Source organism: Bifidobacterium sp. ESL0764 (assembly GCF_029395515.1).
Taxonomy (GTDB): Bacteria; Actinomycetota; Actinomycetes; order Actinomycetales; family Bifidobacteriaceae; genus Bifidobacterium.
In genome coordinates this window covers 469,421-490,556 of sequence record NZ_CP113919.1, presented here as the reverse complement: position 1 = coordinate 490,556, position 21,136 = coordinate 469,421, and the positions used below count along the sequence as shown (strand labels likewise).

General features: G+C 62.8%; 11 protein-coding genes. 2 read left to right on the top strand and 9 right to left on the bottom strand.

Translation table 11 applies throughout. The features are described 5' to 3' along the window. Nucleotides 1–436: 436 nt before the first annotated feature. The 7 genes from OZX71_RS01730 to OZX71_RS01700 all read right to left on the bottom strand — a co-directional run bounded on the left by OZX71_RS01730 (nt 437) and on the right by OZX71_RS01700 (nt 15,493). Nucleotides 437–583: a hypothetical protein gene (locus OZX71_RS01730; RefSeq protein ID WP_277160272.1), complete on the bottom strand. Its 147-nt coding sequence runs from the start codon at nt 581–583 to the stop codon at nt 437–439. Continuing rightward, nucleotides 573–896 carry a ribbon-helix-helix protein, CopG family gene (locus OZX71_RS01725; RefSeq protein WP_277160271.1) on the bottom strand — a complete coding sequence of 108 codons (324 nt, stop codon included), beginning with the start codon at nt 894–896 and terminating at the stop codon, nt 573–575. The genes OZX71_RS01730 and OZX71_RS01725 overlap by 11 nt, the downstream gene beginning before the upstream one ends. Before the next feature lie 29 nt (nt 897–925). After that, nucleotides 926–1,162, bottom strand: coding sequence for a hypothetical protein (locus tag OZX71_RS01720; RefSeq protein ID WP_277160270.1), 237 nt, complete (start codon nt 1,160–1,162; stop codon nt 926–928). 163 nt (nt 1,163–1,325) lie between these two features. Further along, nucleotides 1,326–10,748 (bottom strand): type I polyketide synthase, encoded by a 9,423-nt coding sequence (locus tag OZX71_RS01715; protein ID WP_277160269.1) that lies wholly within the window; start codon nt 10,746–10,748, stop codon nt 1,326–1,328. Between the two features lie 156 nt (nt 10,749–10,904). Then, nucleotides 10,905–12,512 carry an acyl-CoA carboxylase subunit beta gene (locus tag OZX71_RS01710; RefSeq protein WP_277160268.1) on the bottom strand — a complete coding sequence of 536 codons (1,608 nt, stop codon included), beginning with the start codon at nt 12,510–12,512 and terminating at the stop codon, nt 10,905–10,907. Beyond that, entirely contained in the window at nt 12,512–14,401 is a 1,890-nt protein-coding gene (locus tag OZX71_RS01705; RefSeq protein WP_277160267.1) for a biotin carboxylase N-terminal domain-containing protein, read from the bottom strand. Before OZX71_RS01705 ends, OZX71_RS01710 begins: the two co-directional genes overlap by 1 nt. A gap of 87 nt (nt 14,402–14,488) precedes the next feature. Further along, the gene (locus OZX71_RS01700) at nt 14,489–15,493 is read right to left on the bottom strand and encodes a biotin--[acetyl-CoA-carboxylase] ligase (RefSeq protein ID WP_277160266.1); all 1,005 of its coding nucleotides are present in this window, start codon (nt 15,491–15,493) and stop codon (nt 14,489–14,491) included. A gap of 106 nt (nt 15,494–15,599) precedes the next feature. On the opposite strand from OZX71_RS01700, the gene OZX71_RS01695 reads away from it, so the two are divergent. Together OZX71_RS01695 and OZX71_RS01690 are read left to right on the top strand one after the other, a co-directional pair. Further along, on the top strand, nt 15,600–18,083 hold the full coding sequence (locus OZX71_RS01695; protein ID WP_277160265.1) for a DUF6020 family protein: 2,484 nt from the start codon (nt 15,600–15,602) through the stop codon (nt 18,081–18,083). A gap of 2 nt (nt 18,084–18,085) precedes the next feature. After that, on the top strand, nt 18,086–19,054 hold the full coding sequence (locus tag OZX71_RS01690; protein WP_277160264.1) for a helix-turn-helix domain-containing protein: 969 nt from the start codon (nt 18,086–18,088) through the stop codon (nt 19,052–19,054). Here the strand turns inward: OZX71_RS01690 and OZX71_RS01685 are convergent. Together OZX71_RS01685 and OZX71_RS01680 are read right to left on the bottom strand one after the other, a co-directional pair. After that, the gene (locus OZX71_RS01685; protein WP_277160263.1) at nt 19,051–20,166 is read right to left on the bottom strand and encodes a LacI family DNA-binding transcriptional regulator; all 1,116 of its coding nucleotides are present in this window, start codon (nt 20,164–20,166) and stop codon (nt 19,051–19,053) included. The two genes, OZX71_RS01690 and OZX71_RS01685, sit on opposite strands and share 4 nt — an antisense overlap. A gap of 152 nt (nt 20,167–20,318) precedes the next feature. Next, nucleotides 20,319–21,077 carry a ribonuclease HII gene (locus tag OZX71_RS01680; RefSeq protein ID WP_277160262.1) on the bottom strand — a complete coding sequence of 253 codons (759 nt, stop codon included), beginning with the start codon at nt 21,075–21,077 and terminating at the stop codon, nt 20,319–20,321. Nucleotides 21,078–21,136: the final 59 nt, after the last annotated feature.

Here is a 21,136-nt window from a genome sequence, read left to right as displayed (position 1 = left end):
AACGTTTGAAATAAATGGACCCATTTGTCAATCTGCGTTCGCCTCGCCGTCGGACAAAATGAAAAATATCGTCTCGTCGACAGACACCATCAATGTGGTATTTGTCACACAACCTTTGTGAGAGTAGGTGTATCACAGATAATGCACACCCAAGAAACACCCAAGAAAAATGGTATATTTCAGTAACTTCCGATTAAAGAAAAACGTTCTCTGCAGTAAAAAACCTCAATAAAATATTCTGAGAGCATAATACAACCGTTGCGAGAATACATAATCCCATGTCAGCCACAAATCATAACAATTCCAATAGATTCGCGTTATCGGATCACAAGAGCCGACCAAAAGCAAGAAGTCCGTCACGGCACAGAAACCGGAGACGGACTGTCTTATGTCAACCGTTCAACGAAGAAATGAAATTTCTTTGTCTCTCTATCGATTACTCGAAGTAGCCGTCGGCGCCGAGACGGGCGTCGGGGTTCAGGAGCATCGCCTTCTCGACCTCGTGGGAATCGTAGGCCTTGCTGTCTTCGTGGAAGCGGCGGTAGGCGTTCTCTCCATAGAGAGGCCGTCCATCACACCGCACGCAGCCTCGTGCCGGTATGTCGAGACAAATAATCCGCCAACGCCCTGCGGATAATCTCGCTGGCACTGCTCTGAGTGCTTCTGGCATATCCGGTCAATGCCTCATCAAGTTCACTCGAAAGACGAAATTGACGCTTGGGACTGCGACCCACTCCACGTGCATGAGCTTGCCCGAGATTAGGCTTACCGACCTGACGAAGAAATTCGGTGCCCTTTGCAGCCGCATCACTTCCAACGGCGACGACCTTGCCCGAATCAACGGGCCCGTCAGATTCCGCCCAGGACGTCAGCTGATCGATATCAATTTTTGTCATTTCGTTCACCTTCCATAAGTTTTTTAAATTTATTCCGCAATTCCATGCAATGAAAAAACCGCGTCACCGTGCTCATCAATAAATGTCATGACTTCAATCGGCGTGCCATCCAACGCAGGCCCAACCCATAATGTCGGATTCGGATTGCCTTGGACGCGGGATATATCAAAATCACCCTTCACCCATTGCGCATGCGCGATCGCGCTCAACGCATCAGCCTGCGTGAATCCGTGTCTGGCCGCACTAGAAAGAAATTTGACCTCCATGTGCATTATGGTACTACCATTTAGAACGATGTCAAATGCCCGCCATCGTTCAACAACCGTTCACCCATACCCTCATAAAACAAAGATTCCCTTTGAAGAAATCCAAAGGGAACCTTTGCCATCTGTGAGCAGCTACATCATCAGCATCCGCTCTCCATACCGATTACTCGAAGTAGCCGTCGGCGCCGAGACGGGCGTCGGGGTTCAAGAGCATCGCCTTCTCGACCTCGTGGGAATCGTAGGCCTTGCTGTCTTCGCGGAAGCGGCGGTTGTCGATCTCCTCGTAGAGCGGGGCCTCACCCATCATGCCGAGCAGACGGCGACGTTCGCCACGGGCCAGACGCTCGTTGGCGCGCTTGCGCCACGCCTCGAGCGCATCCTGGCCGTACTCGTTGGCGACGGCCGCCTCGAAAGCGCCGGGGTGCACGAGGGCGACGAAGCCGGAGACGTGTCCGAAACCGAGCGAGGTGACCAGGCCGGCCTTGATGGAGCCGATGTTGAGCGGCTTGCGCAGCCAGACCATGTGGTCGTCCTTGCGCATCTTTGGGTCGACGCAGTCCAGAGCCGCGTTGGCCGGAATGACGCCGGAGCGGAAGAGCTGGGTGAGCCCGTCGATCTGGAAGATCGCGGCACCGCCCATCGCGTGACCCGTCAGGCTCTTCTGGGAGATGACGAACAACGGGTTGCCGTCATTGCGGCCGATGGCGTGCTGGATGGAGTTGTGCAGCTCGGATTCGTTGGAATCGTTGGCGTTGGTGGAGGTGTCGTGCTTGGAGACCACCGCGATGTCGTCGGCAGCGACGCCGAGACGTGCCAGCTGGCGGACCAGCTGGGAGTCCTTGCCACCCTGAGCCGCGGCGAGGGCACCAAGGCCCGGAGCCGGGATCGAGGTGTGTGCGCCGTCGGCGAAGCTGTGGACGTAGCCGACCACGGCCGCCACCGGCAGGCCCAACTTCCACGCGATATCACCACGGGTGACGAGCATCGTGCCGCCGCCCTCGCTCTCGACGAAGCCGTCGCGGCGACGGTCGTTGGAACGGGAGAAGAAGCGGTCGGAGATGCCCTTGCCATACATCACGTTCGCATCCGCCGTGGCGCCCATGTTGCCGAAGCCGATCACGGAGTCCACGCCGATGTCGTCGATCGCGCCGGTGACCACGAAGTCCGCCTTGTGCAGGGCGATCTTGTCGACGCCCTCCTCTAGCGAGACCGCAGCGGTGGCGCAGGCCGAGACCGGCTGGATCATGTTGCCGTAACCGCCGATGTAGGACTGCATGACGTGCGCGGCGACGACGTTCGGCAGGGCCTCCTGCAGGATGTCGGTCGGGATCTCGTGGCCGAGGAAGCGGTCGAGATAGAGCTTGCGCATGCTGGCCATGCCGCCGAAACCGGTGCCCTGCGTGCTGGCGACCATCGAAGGATGAATCGTCTGCAGGACCTCCGAGGGCGTGAAGCCGGCGGAGAGGTAGGCGTCGACGGTGGTGACGATGTTCCACAGGGCGATCTGGTCGACCTCGCCGACCATGGAGGCCGGGATGCCCCAGCGTACCGGGTCGAAGCCCTTCGGGAACTGGCCACCGACCGTGCGGCTCATCGCGAAGCGCTTGGGCACACGGATCAGGGAGCCGGGCTTGCGGGTCACCGACCATTCGCCGGACTCCTCGTCGCGGGCGATGGAGGTGTGCTCGGCGTCCATGATGACATACTGCTGGGCGGCTTCCTCATCGGGCACGGAGAAGGTGACCTCGTGGTCGAGGTAAATCTCCACCTCGCCGCTGGCCGTGTCGTCCTTGTAGTCGCCGCCCATGCCGTTGTCGAAGGGACGCAGGCCGGAACGGGCCACGACCTCGTCGTGGTAGCGCTCGGCGATGTCCGCCTCGGGCACGAGGTTGCCGTCGGTGTCGTACCAGCCGGCCTTCGGACTGTCCTGCCAAGTGACCAGGCCCATGTTCCAAGCCAGCTCGAGCACCGCTCCGGCGGAGAGATCGACGCTGCCATCGGAGTGGATGCCCAGCTCGGCCTCAAAGCGGGTACGGCCGGAACCCCACGGACCCAGCTCGCCGATGGAGACGATGACGATCTGGTCTTCCGGCTTGACGGTGACATTGCGCCAGTCCGCCAGATCGACCTCGGCCTGACGCGGCGGGTCCGGGGTGGGCAGCGCCTTGATGAGCGTCGCCTTGCCGTCCTTATGATCAGCGTTGCCGGTATCGGTGTCGTCATCGGCGCTTGCCGCCGCGGAGTTGGCCTGATCGGCTTCCGCCTCGGCGCGCAACGCCTTGATGTCGATGGGCTCGCTGCCCAATCCACCGGTCAAATCGGCGGCAAGCGGGGCTTCGACGGCCTTTTGACGCGCCTCGTCGTCCGCCAGATCGAGCAATTGCTGCGCGATTTCAGCGGTGGAATACGTGCGGATGCCGTGACGCTCGACCACGTCGACCAGCGGGTCGTTGCCGCCCATCAGGCCGGTGCCTCGCACCCAGCCGATCAGCGGGTGGGCGAAGGTGACACGTCCAGACCAGTCCTTCTCGGCGCGGGCACGGGTGACGATGGCGTCGAACGAGGACTTGACCTCGCCGTACGCGCCGTCGCCGCCGAAGACGCCGCGGTTCGGGGAGCCGGGCAGCACGACGTGGAGCTTGTGCTGCACATCGGTGTCGCCGCCGATGGCCGCGAAGCCGGTGATCGCGCGTTCGACGCCCCAGAGCATCAGGCGCGCCTGAGATTCGAAGAGCTGGCCGGAATCAGCCATGGTACCGTGTACCGGGGGCGCCGCGAACGGGAAGAAGAGGCTCGGCTCGTAGGCCGGCTTCAGGATCGTGGTGGTGGCGCCGGTGGTCTTCTTGGAGACACCGCCGACCCAACGCACCAACGCATCGACGTCACGATAGCTCGAGAGGTTGGCCGGAACCAGCCAGAGCTTCGCGTCGCCCACCGCGTGCTCGCGGTAGACCTGCTCGGCCCAGGCCTTCACCGACTGCCTGAAGCTGTGGGACGTGGCGATAACCGTCGCGCCGCCCGCCAGCAGGCCTTCGACGACCTGGCCGGCGATGGAGTTCGGGGCCACGCCGGTGACCACGGCGACGTCGCCGGCGAAGCGGGACGCCTTCGGGTCGTTCTTGGCATCGCTGCGCGCCTCGACCGCGATGCGGTTGAAGGTGGAGGCGAGAATGCTGTTGCCATCGGTTTCGGCCTTGGAAGCGAACCAGGTGGCCTGATCGGCGACCTCAGGGCCTGCGCCGATGAAGCTCAGCGCGGAGACTTTCTGATCGTGGTTGTAATAGAGACGGGCGAGGTCCTCACGCGCGGTGGCCCAGCGGTCATCGAGCAACAGGGCCTTGCGCTCGTCGAAGCGCGGGGCGACCTGCTCGGGCCAGTCGCTGCCGAGCTCGGCTTCGACGGCCTCGAGAACGGCGGCGTCATCATCCTCGTCGGCATCGGCGGCGGGGGCCTTGATGTCGAGCTCATCGAGCACGAAGCGCGCGGTCTTGGCAAGCACGCCGTCGGCACCGGTGACCTTTTGCGCGAACGCGTCAAGGGCAGCGGAATCGACCACGGAGCCGCCGGCACCACCGGCGCTCGGCAACGCGACGGTCACGTTGTGATCGGCCGCCACCTTCTGCACGGCGGCGTCGATCAGGGCGTTGGCCGCAGTGGCATTGGACGCTTGCTCAGTGCTGAGGCTGGCCAGATCGCCGCCACGTGACGAGGAGCCCTCACGGGTCTCGAGCACCAATGTGGCGAGCACCGCGTAGGCCCAACCCTGGCCGAGCTGCCAGGTGTCGGTGACGCGCTTTTCGACCTGCGCCAGCTTCACGCCGGCAGCGCCGAAGAGGCTCTTGATGCGGTCTCGCACGATGTCGGAGAGCACCGGCCCGAAGGGCTTGTAGTGCGGGGCGACCTTGTTGACCAAGGCGAAGAGATCGGTGATCGATGCCTCGGCGGCGCCGTCCACACTCGCCACGCCCAGCTCGGAGCTGATGTCCATTAAGAGCTGGTTGCGACGCGAGGAGACGCCATTGGTCAGGGTGTCGGTAGTGTCGGTTTCGCCGATCTGGTCAGGACGCACCTTGGCCGCGTAGGCCAGGAGCATGCCGATGCCGTCGGAAGCGGTGAAAGGCAGGTCGGCGGGACGTTCGCCGGAACCAGCGGCCGGAGCCGGAGCAGCGGCAACTGGTGCGGATGCAACAGCAGCGGAAGCGACGGTAGCAGGAGACGACTCAGGTGCTGGCTGGGCTGCGGCGGGAGCAGCAGTTTCAGCAGACAAATCAGCATCGTCATTATCTTCTTCAGGGACAAGGCTGTCGGAATCCGTCATATAGACGCGCTGCTCGTCGCGGCCGAGATTGTAGACCGAGACCTCGGCGCCCGAGAAGTCGGGCAGACGCAGGGTCTTGGTAGCCAGGTTGGCCAGCGTCGGCTGGTTGCCGAGACCGACTTCGACGTAGTTCTCCACGCCGAGACCGCCTTGGGCCGGGTCGCCGAACATGATCGCCTGCGTCTCGATCCAACGCACCGGGGAGGCGAACTGCCAAGCCAGAAGCTCGGTGAAGAGCAGACGGCCGAGCTTCTGCTCGTCGGCGGCGTAGGAATCCCACACCTTCGGGTCGTCAAGCGCTTCCTGAATGCGGGTGGACGGCACCACGTCGACGATCTTCCGCGCGAATTCCTTCGTCATCTCGAAGGGCGCTGCCACCAGGTTCGGGATATAGCGGCCGACCAGGCGGTCATAGTCGATATGCGCCGGAAGCAGGGTGTCGAGCTTGTTGCGGAAGTCGGGCACGCCCTTGCGCAGCAGCATGGAGTGGAACGGCACGTCGATGCCGGGCACATACATAAGCGCGGGTTTGCCGCCGTATTCCTTGACACGACGCGCGGAATCGGCCTTCAGCGCCTCGAGACCCTTGAGCGTTCCGGCGATGACGTACTGCTGGCCCGAGAGATTGTAGTTGACGATCTGCAGGAACTCGCCGCTCGCCTCACTGACGGACTTCACATAGTCGTCCACACCGTCGTCGCCCACACCGAACTGGTTCGGGCGCAGCGCGGCCATACGGTAGTTGGAACGACCCTGCTCGTCGCGTTCGATGAGGCTGTTCATCGCGGAACCACGCTGGAAGACCAGCTCGAGCACCGTCTCGAAGGGGATGATGCCGGCGAAGGAGCTCAGCGCGTTGTACTCGCCCAGCGAGTGGCCGGCGAAGTAGGCGGGCCAGATGTCGCTGCCGGCCTCGCGCAGGCGGGAGGTCTGGGCGTAGGCGACGGTGGCGAGCGCCACCTGCGTGAACTGCGTGAGATTCAGCAGGCCATCGGGATGATGGTAGGTCACGCCGTTGGCCGTGAGCGTCTTCGGGTTGTCGCGCACGATGGCCAGTATCGAGAAGCCGAGCTTTTCGCGGGTGAGCTTGTCGGCCCGCTCCCAGGTCTCACGCGCGGCGGCGGACTTGGCACGTTCATCGAGGACCATGCCCTGCTGCTGGATGCCCTGGCCCGGGTAGACGTAAGCGGAACGGCGGGCGCGGACGGCGGCGGTGCCGCGCGAGACGATGTTGCCGTCGATGCGGCAGGTGACCTCCAGTGTCATGCCGCCGTGACGCAGCTTGCCGATACGCTCGACCGAGATCTCGACCTTGTCGCCGAGCTGCACCATGCCGTACATGTTGTAGGTCCAGCCGGCGATCTCGTAATGCGCGCCCTTGTCGTCGCGCGCCTGCACGACGTGCTGGGCGGCGGCGGAGAGCCACATGCCGTGCACCAGCGGGGCCTTCAAACCGGAAACCGCGGCGCCGCGGCGCGAGGTGTGGATCGGGTTGAAGTCGCCGGAGGTACGCGCGAAGGCGGTCATCTCGCCCGGCGCGGTCAACGTGACGCGACGCAGCATGCGACGCGGGGTGGCCACAACCTGCTCAAGACCCTTCTCTTCGGCCTCGTCAAACGGCGTGCCTGCGCCGGTGTGAGCCTTGCGATAGGTGAGATAGTCGCCGTAATCAGGCACATCGACCGGCAGATCGTCGGAATAGGAACGGCCACGCACGGCGAAACGCTCGACCTCGTGGGCCAAAACAGTGCCGTTGATGGCGGTATGGGTGACGTGGATGGTGACGATACGGCCGGATGCGGACTCGGCGTAGGCATCGGCCCAGCTGGTCAGGTCGATCTTCTCGCCGACATGACCCAGCAGCTCATCTTCGGTGACCTCGAGCTCCATCTGATGGTCGAGGTGGACCGCGTTTAAGAGGCCTTCGATGACCGGGTAGCCGTGGACGTAGACCGAGCCGAGCGCGGTGTAGATCGCGGGCCAGGCCGGGCCGACCAGAGCGTCCGGGGCGATGCGCGAGGCGTTCAGGGAGCCGGGCATATTGCCGGCGGTGGCGGCCTCGTGGTCGTAGCCGAGGTTGGCGGAGAAGGTGTAGCTGGAGTGCGCCCGCCCATAGGGGAAGGCCTTCTTGTCGCTCATCTCCTCGATTTCGGGCATCGCCGTGAGCTTGTCGCCGGTGATGGCGGTGTTGCCGATGCCGGCGGTGTCGGCAAGCATCGCGTAGACGTGCTTCGGGAGGCGCTCGCGGTCGACCACCGGGAAGAGACCGGATTCGGTGGGCTTGACATTGAGCGGGATGACGATGTCGCGCACGGCGTGCTTGCTCAGTCCGCCGTCGGGATCATCGTCCCAGAAGGTGTCGAGGTGGATATCGAGGTCGAACATCTGGGTGCCGTCCTCGTCGCCCACCGGACGAATTTCGTAATACTTGTCGCCGTTCGGCGTGCCGAAGGCGGGATTCGTCATCAGATGGCCGACCCAGGAGATATTCGGCGACTTGCGGATGAAGTCTTCGGCGTCGCTGGCCGCATCGAGCTCCGCGAACGCCTGTTGCGGCTGGGTTCCCCCGTTGATCTCGCGAGTGCGCTCGAGCGCGGCGGCCTCGAAACGGCCGAGGATGGAACCGATCGGCTCGTCGACGGTGGTGATGCCGGCCACGGAAATCGGGCCGGGGATGGCACGTACAGAATCGGCGGAATAGCGCGGATCCTCGGACTGCCAAAGCTGGTCCTGGCCCCACCAACGCAGCAGGTCGTTATCAATCTGCGGCACGAAGGGCATCGGCTTGTGGTACTCGTGGATCAGGGTCGGGAACCAGGCCACGTCACTCGGGGTCACGGTGACCTCGGCGGCGCGCGGATAGGCTTGCTGCAAACGCTCGATGGCGGCTTGCGGGTCGTTCTCGACATCGGCGCGGGAGGTGAACAGCGAGGCGAACTCACCGCTCTCCTGATCGCAGACGCGGGCCTCGGCGCGCTGCAGCAGGTGCAGGAAGCGGTCGGCGTAGGTCGGGTCAGCCCAGGGGTAGGAAAGTTCGGCGAAGCGCTGCGCCCACTGGACGTAGGTCATCTTGTCGAGATCGCCGAAGTAGGGACGCGAGGTCTTGGAAAGAGCCTCGATAATCTCATCACGACGGCTTTCGAGCTCTTCGGGATGCTTCATCACGCGAACCAGCAGGCGGCCGCAGCGGGCGGAGGCGTTCTCCAGCTCGTAGATGTCGGCGTGCAGGTGGCTCAGGCCGCTGGCGACGCCGCCTTTCGCGACCTGTCCGGCGGCCACCCAGTTCTCACCCAGGGGTGCGAACGGGTCGGAGTCGTCGGGTTTCGGCGAGATTCCCGGGGTCTCCACAAGCATGCGCTTGACGTCGGGGTTGGTGTGGGCCTCCTTGGCCGTCATCGCGGCGGTGCCGATCAACACACCATCGACGGGCATGTCGGGCTTGCCGTAGGCACGCGACCATTGCCCGGAAATGTAATCGGCCGCGCGGTCGGGGGTGCCGATGCCGCCGCCGGCGACCAACACGAGGTTGGAGCAGGCGCGCACGTCGGCGTAGGTGTCCATCAGCAGCACATCGAGGGATTCCCAGGAATGGTGGCCGCCGGCGGCCCCGCCTTCGACCTCCATGATGACGCAGACCGGGGCGACGGCCTTGGCAATGCGCACGACCTGACGAATCTGGTCGACGGTGCCGGGCTTGAAGGCGACGTAGGGGAAGCCCTGCTCGTTGAGATTGGCGACAAGCTGTTTGGCTTCGTCGAGCTCGGGAATGCCGGCGGAAATCACGACGCCGTCGATCGGGGTTCCGGAAGCGCGCTTCTTGGCGACGATGCCGGCGGGGCCGAACTGCATGTTCCACAGGTAGCGGTCCATGAACATCGCGTTGAACTCGATGGTGCGGCCCTCTTCGAGCTGGCGATCGAGCGCGGCGACGTTACGGTCGAAAACGGCCGGAGTCACCTGACCGCCACCGGCCATTTCCGTCCAGTAACCGGCGTTCGCGGCGGCGGCGACGATGTCCGCGTTGACGGTGGTCGGGGTCATGCCTGCCAGCAGCACCGGCGGCTTGCCGGTCAGGTCGCTGAACTTGGTGCGGATCTTGTCGCCCGCGGGTGTGGAAATCACCTTCGGGGCAAACTTACGCCAATCCTGCGTGCGGTTCGGTTCCTTTTCCATCGTGGAAAGCGCGGCGCGAGCCTCTTCGCTGTCGGCCTCGACCACGCCGACGCCGGTGCCCTGCACCAGAGCGCCCACGAGCTTGCCGACGGTGTTGCCCGGGCCCATGTCCACGATCCACAGCTTGGTCGGATCGTTGCTCTTGAGCAACGTGTCGGTGCGTGAGGCCCAATCGACATGGTTGACCAGCACTTCACTGGCCAGCGTGCGGGCACGATCGGCGTCCAGCCCGCAGGCCTGCGCCCACTTGACGGTGGACTCGACGGCCTCGGCCATCAGCGGGGAATGGAAGGGAACGGTGACCTCGAGGTATTCGCAGATCGGGTCAAAGACCTCGCCGCCGCGCACCTTGTCCGCGCGCAGCTTGGCCTGACGACGGTGCTCCTTGCCGACCTCGACGACGAACGCCGCCAGATCCTCGGGATGCCCGGAAAGTACATAGTTGTCGGTGGCGTTGGTCACGGCGAAGGCGATGGGACCGCGGGGCTTGACCACCCGGCTGACCAGCACCTCGATCTGACGCTTGTTCGCGCCGCGCACCGAGAGCATCGGGGTGGCCTCGCCGAACTTGGTGGAGACCGGGAGCAGACGGGACTGGCGGGTGCCGGCGGCGCCGATCAGGCGCGCGATGGCGAGAATCTCGTCGATGGCGTCGCGGGCTTCGTCGATGGAACCTGCCGCCTCAATGGCGTCGACCATGTGTTCGGCGATGATGCCTTGGGAATGGCCGAGGACGGCGACCGGCTTGGCTTTCGCTACGCTATAGCCGAGGCCTTCGGCGTCGATCAGCGCGCCCAGCTGCGCCAGGGCGATGCCGGGAACGCTGGCGGCCGCGTCGGCGGCGTGGCCGAGACGAGCCGGATTGGCCTTGAAGCCGAAGAGGTCGACCGTGCCGCCCATCGTGGCGAGCAGATCGGGGGTGACCGCCGAAAGCAGGCGGGCCGAAGCGTCGGCGTGCGCCTTGAGCTTCGCTGCGAGCGTCGGGTCGGTGCACTCGTCAGCCAGGGAGCTGACCCAGGGCGTGGATTGACCGCCGAAGACGAGCGCATGGGGCTCAGCGCTCAGACGATTCAAGAAGAAGGTGTTTTCAGTCATTGTCTTCCTTATATTTGGTTGGAATTCTCGTGAATACGGTTATTGCAAAAAATCAAGAGATCGACGGCGGACAATCCAGTACGTGGCCAGTCAGTTCAGTGACCATCTTATCGGTCACGTCTTGGATTGCGCTTTGTGCTCAAACGCTGCACGGGCCTACATGGGCTGGTTCCCATGGTGTTTGTCGGTGCGGCGCGTACGCTTCTTACCACGCAGCAGCCGCAGGGATTCGGCGATGGCGTCGCGCGTCTGCTCCGGGTCGATCATCGCGTCGATCTGGCCGGTTTCCAGCGAAAGGTTCGCGTTGAGTGTCTCGCTTTCGTACTGGTCGATGTATTGCTGGCGCAGAGCCTCAACGTCCTGGCCACGTTCGGCCGCCTTGTGCAGGTCCTTGCGGTGGATGATATTGACCGCGCCCGAAGCGCCGAGCACCGCGATCTGGCTGGACGGCCAGGCGTAGTTGACGTCCGCGCCGATGGCCTTGGAACCCATGACGATATAGGCGCCGCCGAAAGCCTTGCGCAGCACCACCGAGACCATCGGCACCTGAGCGTTGGCGTAGGCGTAGATGACCTTGGCGCCGCGGCGGATGATGCCCGCGTGCTCCTGGTCGCTGCCGGGCTTGTAGCCAGGGGTGTCCACCAACGTGACCACGGGCAGGTTGAACGCGTCGCAAAGGCGTACGAACCGTGCGATCTTCTCGCTGGAATTGACGTCGAGAATGCCGGCCTGCTCGTTGGGCTGGTTGGCCACGATGCCCACCGGATGGCCTTCGATGCAAGCGAAACCGACCACCGCGCACTTGGCGTAGAGCTCCTGCACCTGAACGAATTCGCCGTAGTCGACGATGCAGCGGATGACCTCGCAGATATCGTAAGGCTGACGGTCGTTGTCGGGAACGATGGTGCTCAGACGCTCGGCCGTGGCACGGTCCGAACGGGTGGCCGCGTAGGCGTAGATTGGCGGCTTGTCCTCGGAACTTGAAGGCAGATAGGCAAGCACCGTACGCGCGTAATCGATGGCGTCGGCCTCGTCCTCGCCCAAATAATGCGCTACGCCGGAGACCGCGTTGTGCACTTTGCCGCCGCCGAGGTCCTCCATCGAGATCGTCTCGCCGGTCACGGATTTGACGACGTCAGGGCCGGTGACGAACATATTGGAGTTCTGGCGGGTCATGATGATCAGGTCGGTCAGGGCCGGGCAGTAGACCGCGCCACCCGCGCAGGGTCCGAGAATCAGCGAAAGCTGCGGGATATAGCCGCTCGCCTCGCAGGTCTTGCGGAAGATGTGGCCGTACTGGGTCAGCGCCTCGACGCCTTCCTGGATGCGCGCGCCGCCGGAATCGATCAGCGCGACGACCGGAATCTTCAAGTCGAGCGCCATGTCCATCAAATGGCAGATCTTCTCGCCTTCGGCATGGCCGAGCGTGCCGCCGCGCACGGAGAAGTCCTGCGCGTAGACGGCGACCTTGCGACCGTAGACGTCGCCGAAACCGGTGATGACGGCCGAGCCGGCGATGCCCTTGTTGATGTTGCCGCCGCAGAATCGGCCGATCTCCTGGAACGTGCCGGTGTCGAAGAGCAGGTCGAGGCGCTCGCGGGCGGTGAACTTGCCTTTGGCGCTCTGGCGATCGTGGGCGTGGTTTTCGGCGTCACGAGCCAGTTCGGCGGCTCGGGCCACGGAGGCGCGAATCGGCTGCTGCTCGATCGGTTTGTCGCTCTGGATGGCCTTTTCAACGGCCGTGGTGGTCATGATGTCGGTCATCAGCGCTCCCCTCCCTGCTTCGCGTCGTCCTTGGCGTTGTCGTTCGCACCGGACTTTTCGCGCTGCGCAGCACCGTCCACGTCGATCTTCATCAGCGTGGTGCCGGCGTCCACGGAATCGGACGGACCCACGAAGATCTTCTGTACCGTGCCGTTGACGGGCGCGTAGACGTAGTTTTCCATTTTCATGCTCTCGAGCACCGCCAGCAGGTCGCCCTTGGCAACGTTCTGCCCTTCGGCGACGTTGACGCGGGTGACGATGGCCTGCATCGGCGAGTCGATGACGCCGGACTTGCCGTCGTTGACCTTCGCGCGCTCTTCGACGGCTCCCGACGAGGAACCGCGCAGCGGCTGAGTCGGGCGACGCGAGCCGCGGGCCCGGGCCGAACCGGTGAGGTTGTCGACGATGTCGCGCGGAACGGTGAGCTTCACGCGCTTGTTGTCGACCTCGATGACGAAGGAATCGGTTTCCTGCTTCTTGGGCTGCTGTTCCTCGCCAGCCGAAAGCGAGGCAGGCTGGCCGCTGCCGGCGGTGTCAGGCTTGCGGTTGAGGTACTTGCGCTCGAGCCACTTGGTATAGACGGAGAAGGGATGATTTTCGGCGGTGAACTCCGGATCGTTGAAAATCGTCTCGAACAGCGACTTCGGGGTGGGCACGCCTTCCAGATTGAATTCCTTCAACGCGCGACGCACGCGGGCGACCGCCGTCTGGCGGTCCTGCGCGGTGACGACGAGCTTGCCCATCATCGAATCGAATTTCGGGGAGACCACGTCGCCGACCTTCACGCCCGAATCGATGCGGATGCCCGGGCCGCTGGGCCAATCCAGACGAGTCAGAGTGCCGCCGGACGGGGTGAGGTTCTTGTCCGGGTCCTCGCTGGTGATGCGCAGCTCAAAAGCGTGGCCGTGGCTCTGCGGCGCCTGGGTGAGCTCGCCGCCGTTGGCGATGTTGATCTGTTCGCGCACCAGGTCGAGGCCGCTGACCTGCTCGGAGACGGTGTGCTCGACCTGCAGGCGCGGGTTGACCTCGAGGAAGTAGACCTTGTGCTGCGCGGTGACCATGAACTCGCAGGTGCCAAGGCCGACGTAATCGACGGCGCCGAACAGGCTGCGGGAGTAGCGCTCGAGCTGCTCGGTCTCGTCGTCGGTGAGGAACGGCGCCGGGGCCTCCTCGATGAGCTTCTGGTTGCGGCGCTGCACGGTGCAGTCGCGCGTGGAGTAGACGGTGAAGTTGCCGTGGCTGTCGCGTCCGGACTGGGTTTCGACGTGGCGCGCCTTGTCGATGAACAGTTCGACGAAGTATTCGCCCAGGTCACCGCCTTCGAGGGCGTCGTGGTTCATGTAGAAGCTGCGCAGCTCGTCGTCGTTGTGCACGAGGGTGATGCCTTTGCCGCCACCGCCGTCGGTGCGCTTCATCATCACCGGATAGCCGTTGATCTGCGCGAAGGTAAGCAGCTCGCGCATGTTGCTGACCGGCTCGGAGAGACCCGGCACCGGAGGCACGTGCGCGCGCTTGGCCACACGCCGTGCGGTGATCTTGTCGCCGAGGTCCGTCAGGGCCGTCGGGCTCGGCCCGATCCATGTGGCGCCGGCCTTGATGACCTTGTCGGCGAACGAGGCGATTTCGGAAAGATAGCCGTAGCCAGGGTGGACGGCATCGGCCCCGCTTCGGCGCAGCACGTCGATAATCAAGTCTTCGTCCATATAGGAACGGTAGGAATCCCCATGCAGCAGATAGGCTTCGTCGGCCATCTCTACATATTGTGCATCTCTGTCCTGCTCGGCGTAGATCGCTACGGTCGGTATCCCCATTTCGTGAGCCGTACGAATAACCCGCAACGCGATTTCGCCGCGGTTCGCCACCAACAGTTTATTGACATTTTTGACCATAGGTTCCAACCTATCGTCTATTCCCCACCAGAGGTACCGCACAAATCGACAAAATCGCCCGCCCGCTTTTGTAGGTTTGCACAAACCTCAGGCCAGCACACCCACGTCGCCGGTTTTGACCACGTGACAGGCGCCGGACCCGTCCCGTATCGTCAGCGAAGCGTCGGCATTGAGGGAAAGCGCCTTGCCGGTAAGCGTTGAACCATCGGTGAATCTCGCCTCGACCTGCCGTCCCAGCGTCCAGCATCTGCTGCGCGTCTCGCCGAGCAACTTCGGCAATTCGGTTTGCGGATCGGCGACGAAAGTCGCCAAACGTCTTTTCAGGGACACCGCCAGACGCGCGGCGACCATGTCACGCATCCTCGCGGAATCGGGCAATGGGCCGTAAAGCAGCTGCAATGAAGTGGAAATCGGGGTCGGCAGATTTTCCCGCGCGATATCGAGATTGATGCCGATGCCGAACATCAGGCCGACGGCAGGTTCGCGGGTCTCGTCACCGTTTTCTTCCATACCTCCGGCAATGTTGAAACGCCCCGTCCTCTGCGGCAACGAGACCATCTCGGAGAGAATGCCGCCGAGTTTGTGCCCCTCATAGAAAATGTCATTGGGCCATTTGAGCTCAAGGTCGCCGGCTCGGTCAAGCGGTTTCGCACCGCACTCGGCCAACGCCCCATGCAAGGCGTCGAGCGCGGCAAGGCCGGCAATGATCGTGAACCATCCGCTGTAATGCGAATTGCTCACCAGGCGCTCCGGCAGCGCGGTGCAAAACGTCACCAGCAACGAGGCCCCACCGGCCTTGTCGCCCCACTTCCGCCCGAGACGCCCGTGCCCGGCGCTCTGCACATCGGCGCATATCGCAATCAAACGCGGCCCGCCCTGTGCATCAATAACGCTCAGCCCGCCACTTGCCATCAGCTTCCGGGCCAGGATATTGGTCGAGTCAACGGCCGCAAGCGTCACCAGCTCATCCACGGCTCCGCAGGTTTCCGCCATCTGCGGCCTACGCGCCCCAGCCTGACGCGCAAAATCCGCATATTGCGCCTCGATCTGCCCTACACACCGCGCAATCGAAAAATCGGTCTCATCATTCATACCGGTCACTGTATGCGTGCCCGACGTCGAAATCCTTTGTGGTTTGCTACAAATCGAGCGGCGGACGGGACCGGCGAGGTTGATATCAGACGATAGAATGCCGGTTATGAACAATTCCGAGCCGACGAATGCAGCAAACCGCCAAAACGACGGTGAACCGTATTCGCAGGCGTCGGAAGGCGAAAGCCGGCCCGCTGCTTGCTCGTATTCGGCAACCAACGATCCGGGTTCCACGGCGGATACCGACACCTCCACGAAGTCCGCGACGTCAACGCGTTTCGGCGGGCTTTTCGCTTTCCTGCGCTGGGCGCTGGCGGTGGCGGCAAGCCTGTGGATCGCGGTGTGCACCTCGCTCGGGCCGTTGTACCGGCAATACGAGCTCAATCCCGCAATCGCCACGATACGAGCCTTCTCGTGGAATAATGCGGCCATCTTCGCGGGAACGTTCGTCATCTGCATGGCCGTCATCGTCGAGCTCGTCCGTTTCGGACGCGGGCAATGTCTGATTCCTTATGATTTCGGAATTCGTGCGAAACTCGCCGCGAGACGCGAGCGCCGTCGAACCCGCAAGCTTGCCAACAGCAAAGCAAGAAATCTAGACACCGGTTCAACAAGCGCGTCATCCGGCCAGTCAAACGGCAGACAGAACGCAAAACTAGACAATCGGCTTTGGCTACGCACCAGGATTCGGCAACGCATCGGGCACATCGCTTCAGGCATCCGTCGTGGAACGCACCGCGGCATGATGGCAGCCACCGACAAATGGTGGAAAATCGCCCTTATCCTCATCATCGGCTGGCTCTGGGTTCCCATCACTCTCGTCGCGGCGTTCGGCGCGGATATCCGCAGCCAGTTCCGCGAATTCAGCTGGGCCTGGAACCAATGGACGGGAATGAGGCAGCCCTATATCGGCTTCTTCTCCTTCGTGCCGATGGACATCTACCCCACCGCCCACTACCTGTGGCCTGCCAAACCCACCTATCTGACCGATCAGCACAATATCGTGCTCACGCTGATTTACGGCGCCGCCGGAACGGTTTCCCGCTATTTCACCGGCTCCAACGACTGGGGCATCGTCGTGCTCGCCTCGGGCCAGCTGCTCTTCGCGGCATTCTGCCTGGCCGCCACCGCGAACCGTTTCTTCAACCATCCCTGGCTCAAGCCCCGTAAACGCCTTGTCGATCTTCTCTCGGCTTCGTCTTGCAAGACAGGCCGGCCGGACTTTCAGACGGAAAAAGTCGAACGTTCAAGGTTCGTCGGCCCGCTTCCCCGCTTTTTCATCCTCCTGTTCTTCCTGGTCTGCCCCCTGGTGCTGTTTTCTACGATAAGCCTGACCAAATCGCCGTTGTTCGCCTTTGCATTCGTCTGGTGGTTCGGCGTGGGTTACGAAGTGCTGTGTACCGCGAAATCGCACCGACCTCGGCCAAGCAAGAAACCGACATCACCGGCAACCTCTCGAAAACCAGACACCATAGGCGACAGCGAGGCTGCGAATGCTGGCGGCGCCAACGATACAGCCACAGACCTCGACTGCGAACCCTCTTACGACCGAATCGTCCTTCACCTGCGCAAACGCACCTTCATCGCGCTTTTTCTTTCGACAGTGGTCATGATGATCTCGGCGAAATACGCGATATATATCATCCTTTTCGAGCTGGTGATAGCCCTGCTCGCCGACCGTAAACGCTGGAAAACCTATATCATCGGCATGCTGTTGCCGGTCATCGCCTTCCAGGGCGCGGTCGGGCTGGCCACGCGCGACGGCGCCATCATCAACGGCGATCCCATCGAAAGCCACGGCGTCCAGCTTCAGCAGATCGCGCGCGTCGCCGTGCTCAACCCGAACGGCATCCCGCAGGATGCCAGGAACAAGCTGGCCCCGATCTTCAACCTCGACCAGATGGCCGAAGCCTACTACCAGCAGGACGCCGACCCGGTGAAATCGTCGGGAATCCAGACGAAACGCGTCAGCTATCGCTGGCGAACGGTGACAAAAAAGGATATGAAGAACTTCAACGCCGCATGGCTCGAAATCGTCAAGGCCAACCCGCGCATCGCGCTCGACGCACTGCTGGCCAAAAGCTACGGGTATTTCGACATCATGGATCCGCCGTATATCGACATGACCTATTACGTCGTCTACGCCGGCAACGGGAACTTCACCGACTGGATCGGCAACTGGTGCTCCGACTGGCGTAAAAAAGTCACCAACTGGGCGAAGGACTGGAGCTCAAAGCCCATGCTCGGCTGGCTTACCCACGGCAACAGCTACGTCATCTTCACCTTGCTCTTAGGCGCAGCCGAAGTCATCCTGCGCCGTTGGAAAACGCTGGCCACCCACCTTCCGCTGCTGCTGCTCATGGGGGTCATGGTCACCTCCCCGGCCAATAATTTCGAGCGTCATATGCTCCCACTGGTCTTCGTTCTGGGCTTTGTGCTCCTGACGTTCTGGCAGGATTCACGGATACCACGCACACAGGCGCGTGCGAGACAAGTCAATGGCGTCGACAATGCCGACACAGCCGGCGTAGCCGACAAACCAGACACCGCGGTCAGCTCAATTTGCGGGATCGACAGACTAGAATCGTAAGTATGAGCATGCACGATAGCGACAACAACGGCACGGAGTCGCGGAAACCAGCCGATTTTCTGAGCCTCGCCGCAGGCTCGGCCGACATCGTGCACGGTAAAGAAGTTATGGGCCAGAGACTTTCCAGCGACCAAAACCAGACATCGCCAATCACCGTCATCGCCGATAGCCATGACAGCGAAAAGGCGGCCGCACAGGCAAAGGCCTTCGAAGCGCTGGGCAACCGCGAAAATCTGGAGACCATAGCCTTCGAATGCCTGGCCCGCGGAATCCACGACGAACGGGTCGTCTCCCTGCTGCACGTGTTGGGCTGGCCGGAAACGTTCAGCTGTTTCACCATCGCAGGCGTTCCCGCGATCACGTACGAAACGGCGAAATCCATCTTCATCAAAGGCGCCCACGACCTTGGCAGCCGATATTGCCTGGTCGGACGCAGCCACGGATTGACCATCGGCCTTGTCGTGGTCCAAGGCGCAGCCACCCCAGAGGTGACGTGCACGGCGGTGATGAAAGCGTTCGACCGCGAAAAGCCGGTATGCCTCGGGCCTACACGACGCAATGTCGCCGGGGCCGCACGATCATTGGGCGCCGTGCTTTGCGCGTTCCACGTCATGCCTGCGATACATCCGATGCCCCGGCCGGCCAGAGCCTCCGATATGCTGCCGGAACGCGCACTCGTCGGGGATACCGACGCCATCGACGAGCTGTACCAGAGCGTCTATCAAAGTCTCAAAAGCGAGAACGAAAACGACCCGACCCTGCCGACCGTCTCGGCGTTCCTCAACTTCGGCGGATCGCTGGAAGCCACGGGCAAGGCTCTGAACGTCCATCCGAACACCGTTCGCTACCGCATCAAACGCGCCGCCGATGCCACTGGATGGGACGCCAACGACCCGCGCGACGCCTACGTGCTGCGTACCGCCATCACCATCGGCGCCATCCGCGATGCCGAAAACGCAATCAACATTTAATGCCGCGGCACCGGCCCCAGCGAGTGGCGCTGAATCATTTCGGCAGGGATGAGACCGACCCCGTGGGCGTTGGATACGAACGTGGTTTCCCCGCCTTCGCCGAGCAGACGCAAGGTCTCGCGCATCGCGGCCGTGCCAAGGCCTTCAAAGTCGGAACGAACGGTGGTCAGCGGCGGCCACATGTCATTGACGCCGGTCATGTCGTCAAAACCGACGACGCTGACATCCTGCGGAATACGCAAGCCGTGCTCGTGCAGGGCGCGGGTCACACCGATCGCCTGGGCGTCGTTGGCGGTGACGATGACGGTGGGTTTTTCGGCACCGGCCGAGCCGATGCTTTCCAGCTCGTGGTTCATGCGCGCGTAAGCCTCGGAAGAATCCCAAGAATTGCAACGAATCTCACGCGATTCGATACGAAACTGGGAGGACGCCTTGCGCCAGCCGAGCAACCGTGTCACCGCATCGCGCCATTGCACGGGACCTGCGAAATACAGCGCCGAACGGTGGCCGAAGCGGGCGATGAGGCGCGCCACCTCGTGCATCGCGCCCCATTGATCGATACCGACCAAAGCCGTGCGGCCGCGGCCTTCGGCGTCCATCAAGCCGCCGGCCCGGCTCATCGAGATGTTGCCGTGGGTTGAGGTGATCAGGACGCGCGGTTCTGAAAGCCTGGTGCTGCAAGCCGCCGAAAACATGATATCCGTAGGGGTCAGGAAAATGAACGCGTCGACGTTCTGCTCTTCGAAGGTGCGGCACAGATCCTCGAATTCGCTTTGCGTGCAGCGCGCCTCGTGCACCATGGAGACCATGAGGAAGAGGCCGTGGCGACGCACGATGGTCTCGATGGCGGAAATCGCGGAAATGGGCCCAAGAAAACTGAGTCCGCCGGCGATCAGCCCTATGGTGCGGGAACGGTGTGAAGCCAATGTCCGAGCGGAATTGCTGGGGCGGTAGCCGAGCACGTCGATGGCGTGCTGGACTTTGGTGCGGGTCGCGTCAGAGACCTCGGAGGAATGATTGATGACGCGGGAAACCGTCTGATGGCTGACGCCCGCCATTTTGGCGACCTCGAACATCGACGGCCGTTTGCCCGGATTGCGTTGAGCGCTCATTCCTGTCTCCCTTTGCTTTTCCGGTGCTTGGCCCAGCAAGACACACCTTCAGTGAACGCTCACAAGTCTACTCGGTCTTGCCTATCGGGATGGTTGCGTGACGCGCTTTGCCTTCCCGGTTCGTCTTCCAGCCATTTGCAGCGTCTTTCGTTTCAGAGAAGATGCCAACTGGTACGGTGCAGCGGGGTCGGGCCATATTCGGCGATGGCAGCGCGATGCGCGGCGGAACCGTAGCCCTTGTTGTGCTGCCATTGGTATGGCGCGTAATTCGGGTTGCCCTGCGCCAGCGCGACCATAAGCCTGTCACGCGTCACCTTGGCGATGACGGACGCCGTGGAGACGAGCGCACAGCTCTGGTCGGCCTTCACCTTGGTGGTCACGACCGGCAAAATCGGGACGATCGGGGCGTCGAACGTTCCGGCGGCCTTGGAAATATAATCGTTCGGCCCATCCAGAATCGCTCCGACGCGAAGCGGGTCGGAGCCGACGTTCAGCTCCCGTTCCACCGCACCCACCGCACGCAGGGCCGCGATACCCAGCGCGTAGGTTATGCCCCACTCGTCGATTTCCTTGTTGCTGGCCTGCCCGACCGCGCTGGCCGCGCACCACGAACGCAAATCCTCGAACATCGCCTCGCGTTTATGCTCGCTCAGCAGCTTGGAATCGGCGACGCCGCCCGGCACGTCAAGCCCGCCTTCCGCCAAATCACGAGCCCATACCGCGGCCGCCCCGACCATCACCGGGCCTGCGAGTGCACCCCGGCCCACTTCGTCGAACCCGACGATGAGGTCAAAACCGCCGCCAGCCAGTTCACGTTCCAAATCCAAGGTCGGCGGTGCAACGTGGTGGGCCGTGCCGCGACGCTTGCGTGCGGTGTCACCATTGGCTTCCGAAGCCGCTTCGACGTCCATATATCATGCCTTCCAGCAATCTTCCATTACCCAAAACGAGGATACCCCACCACAGACGC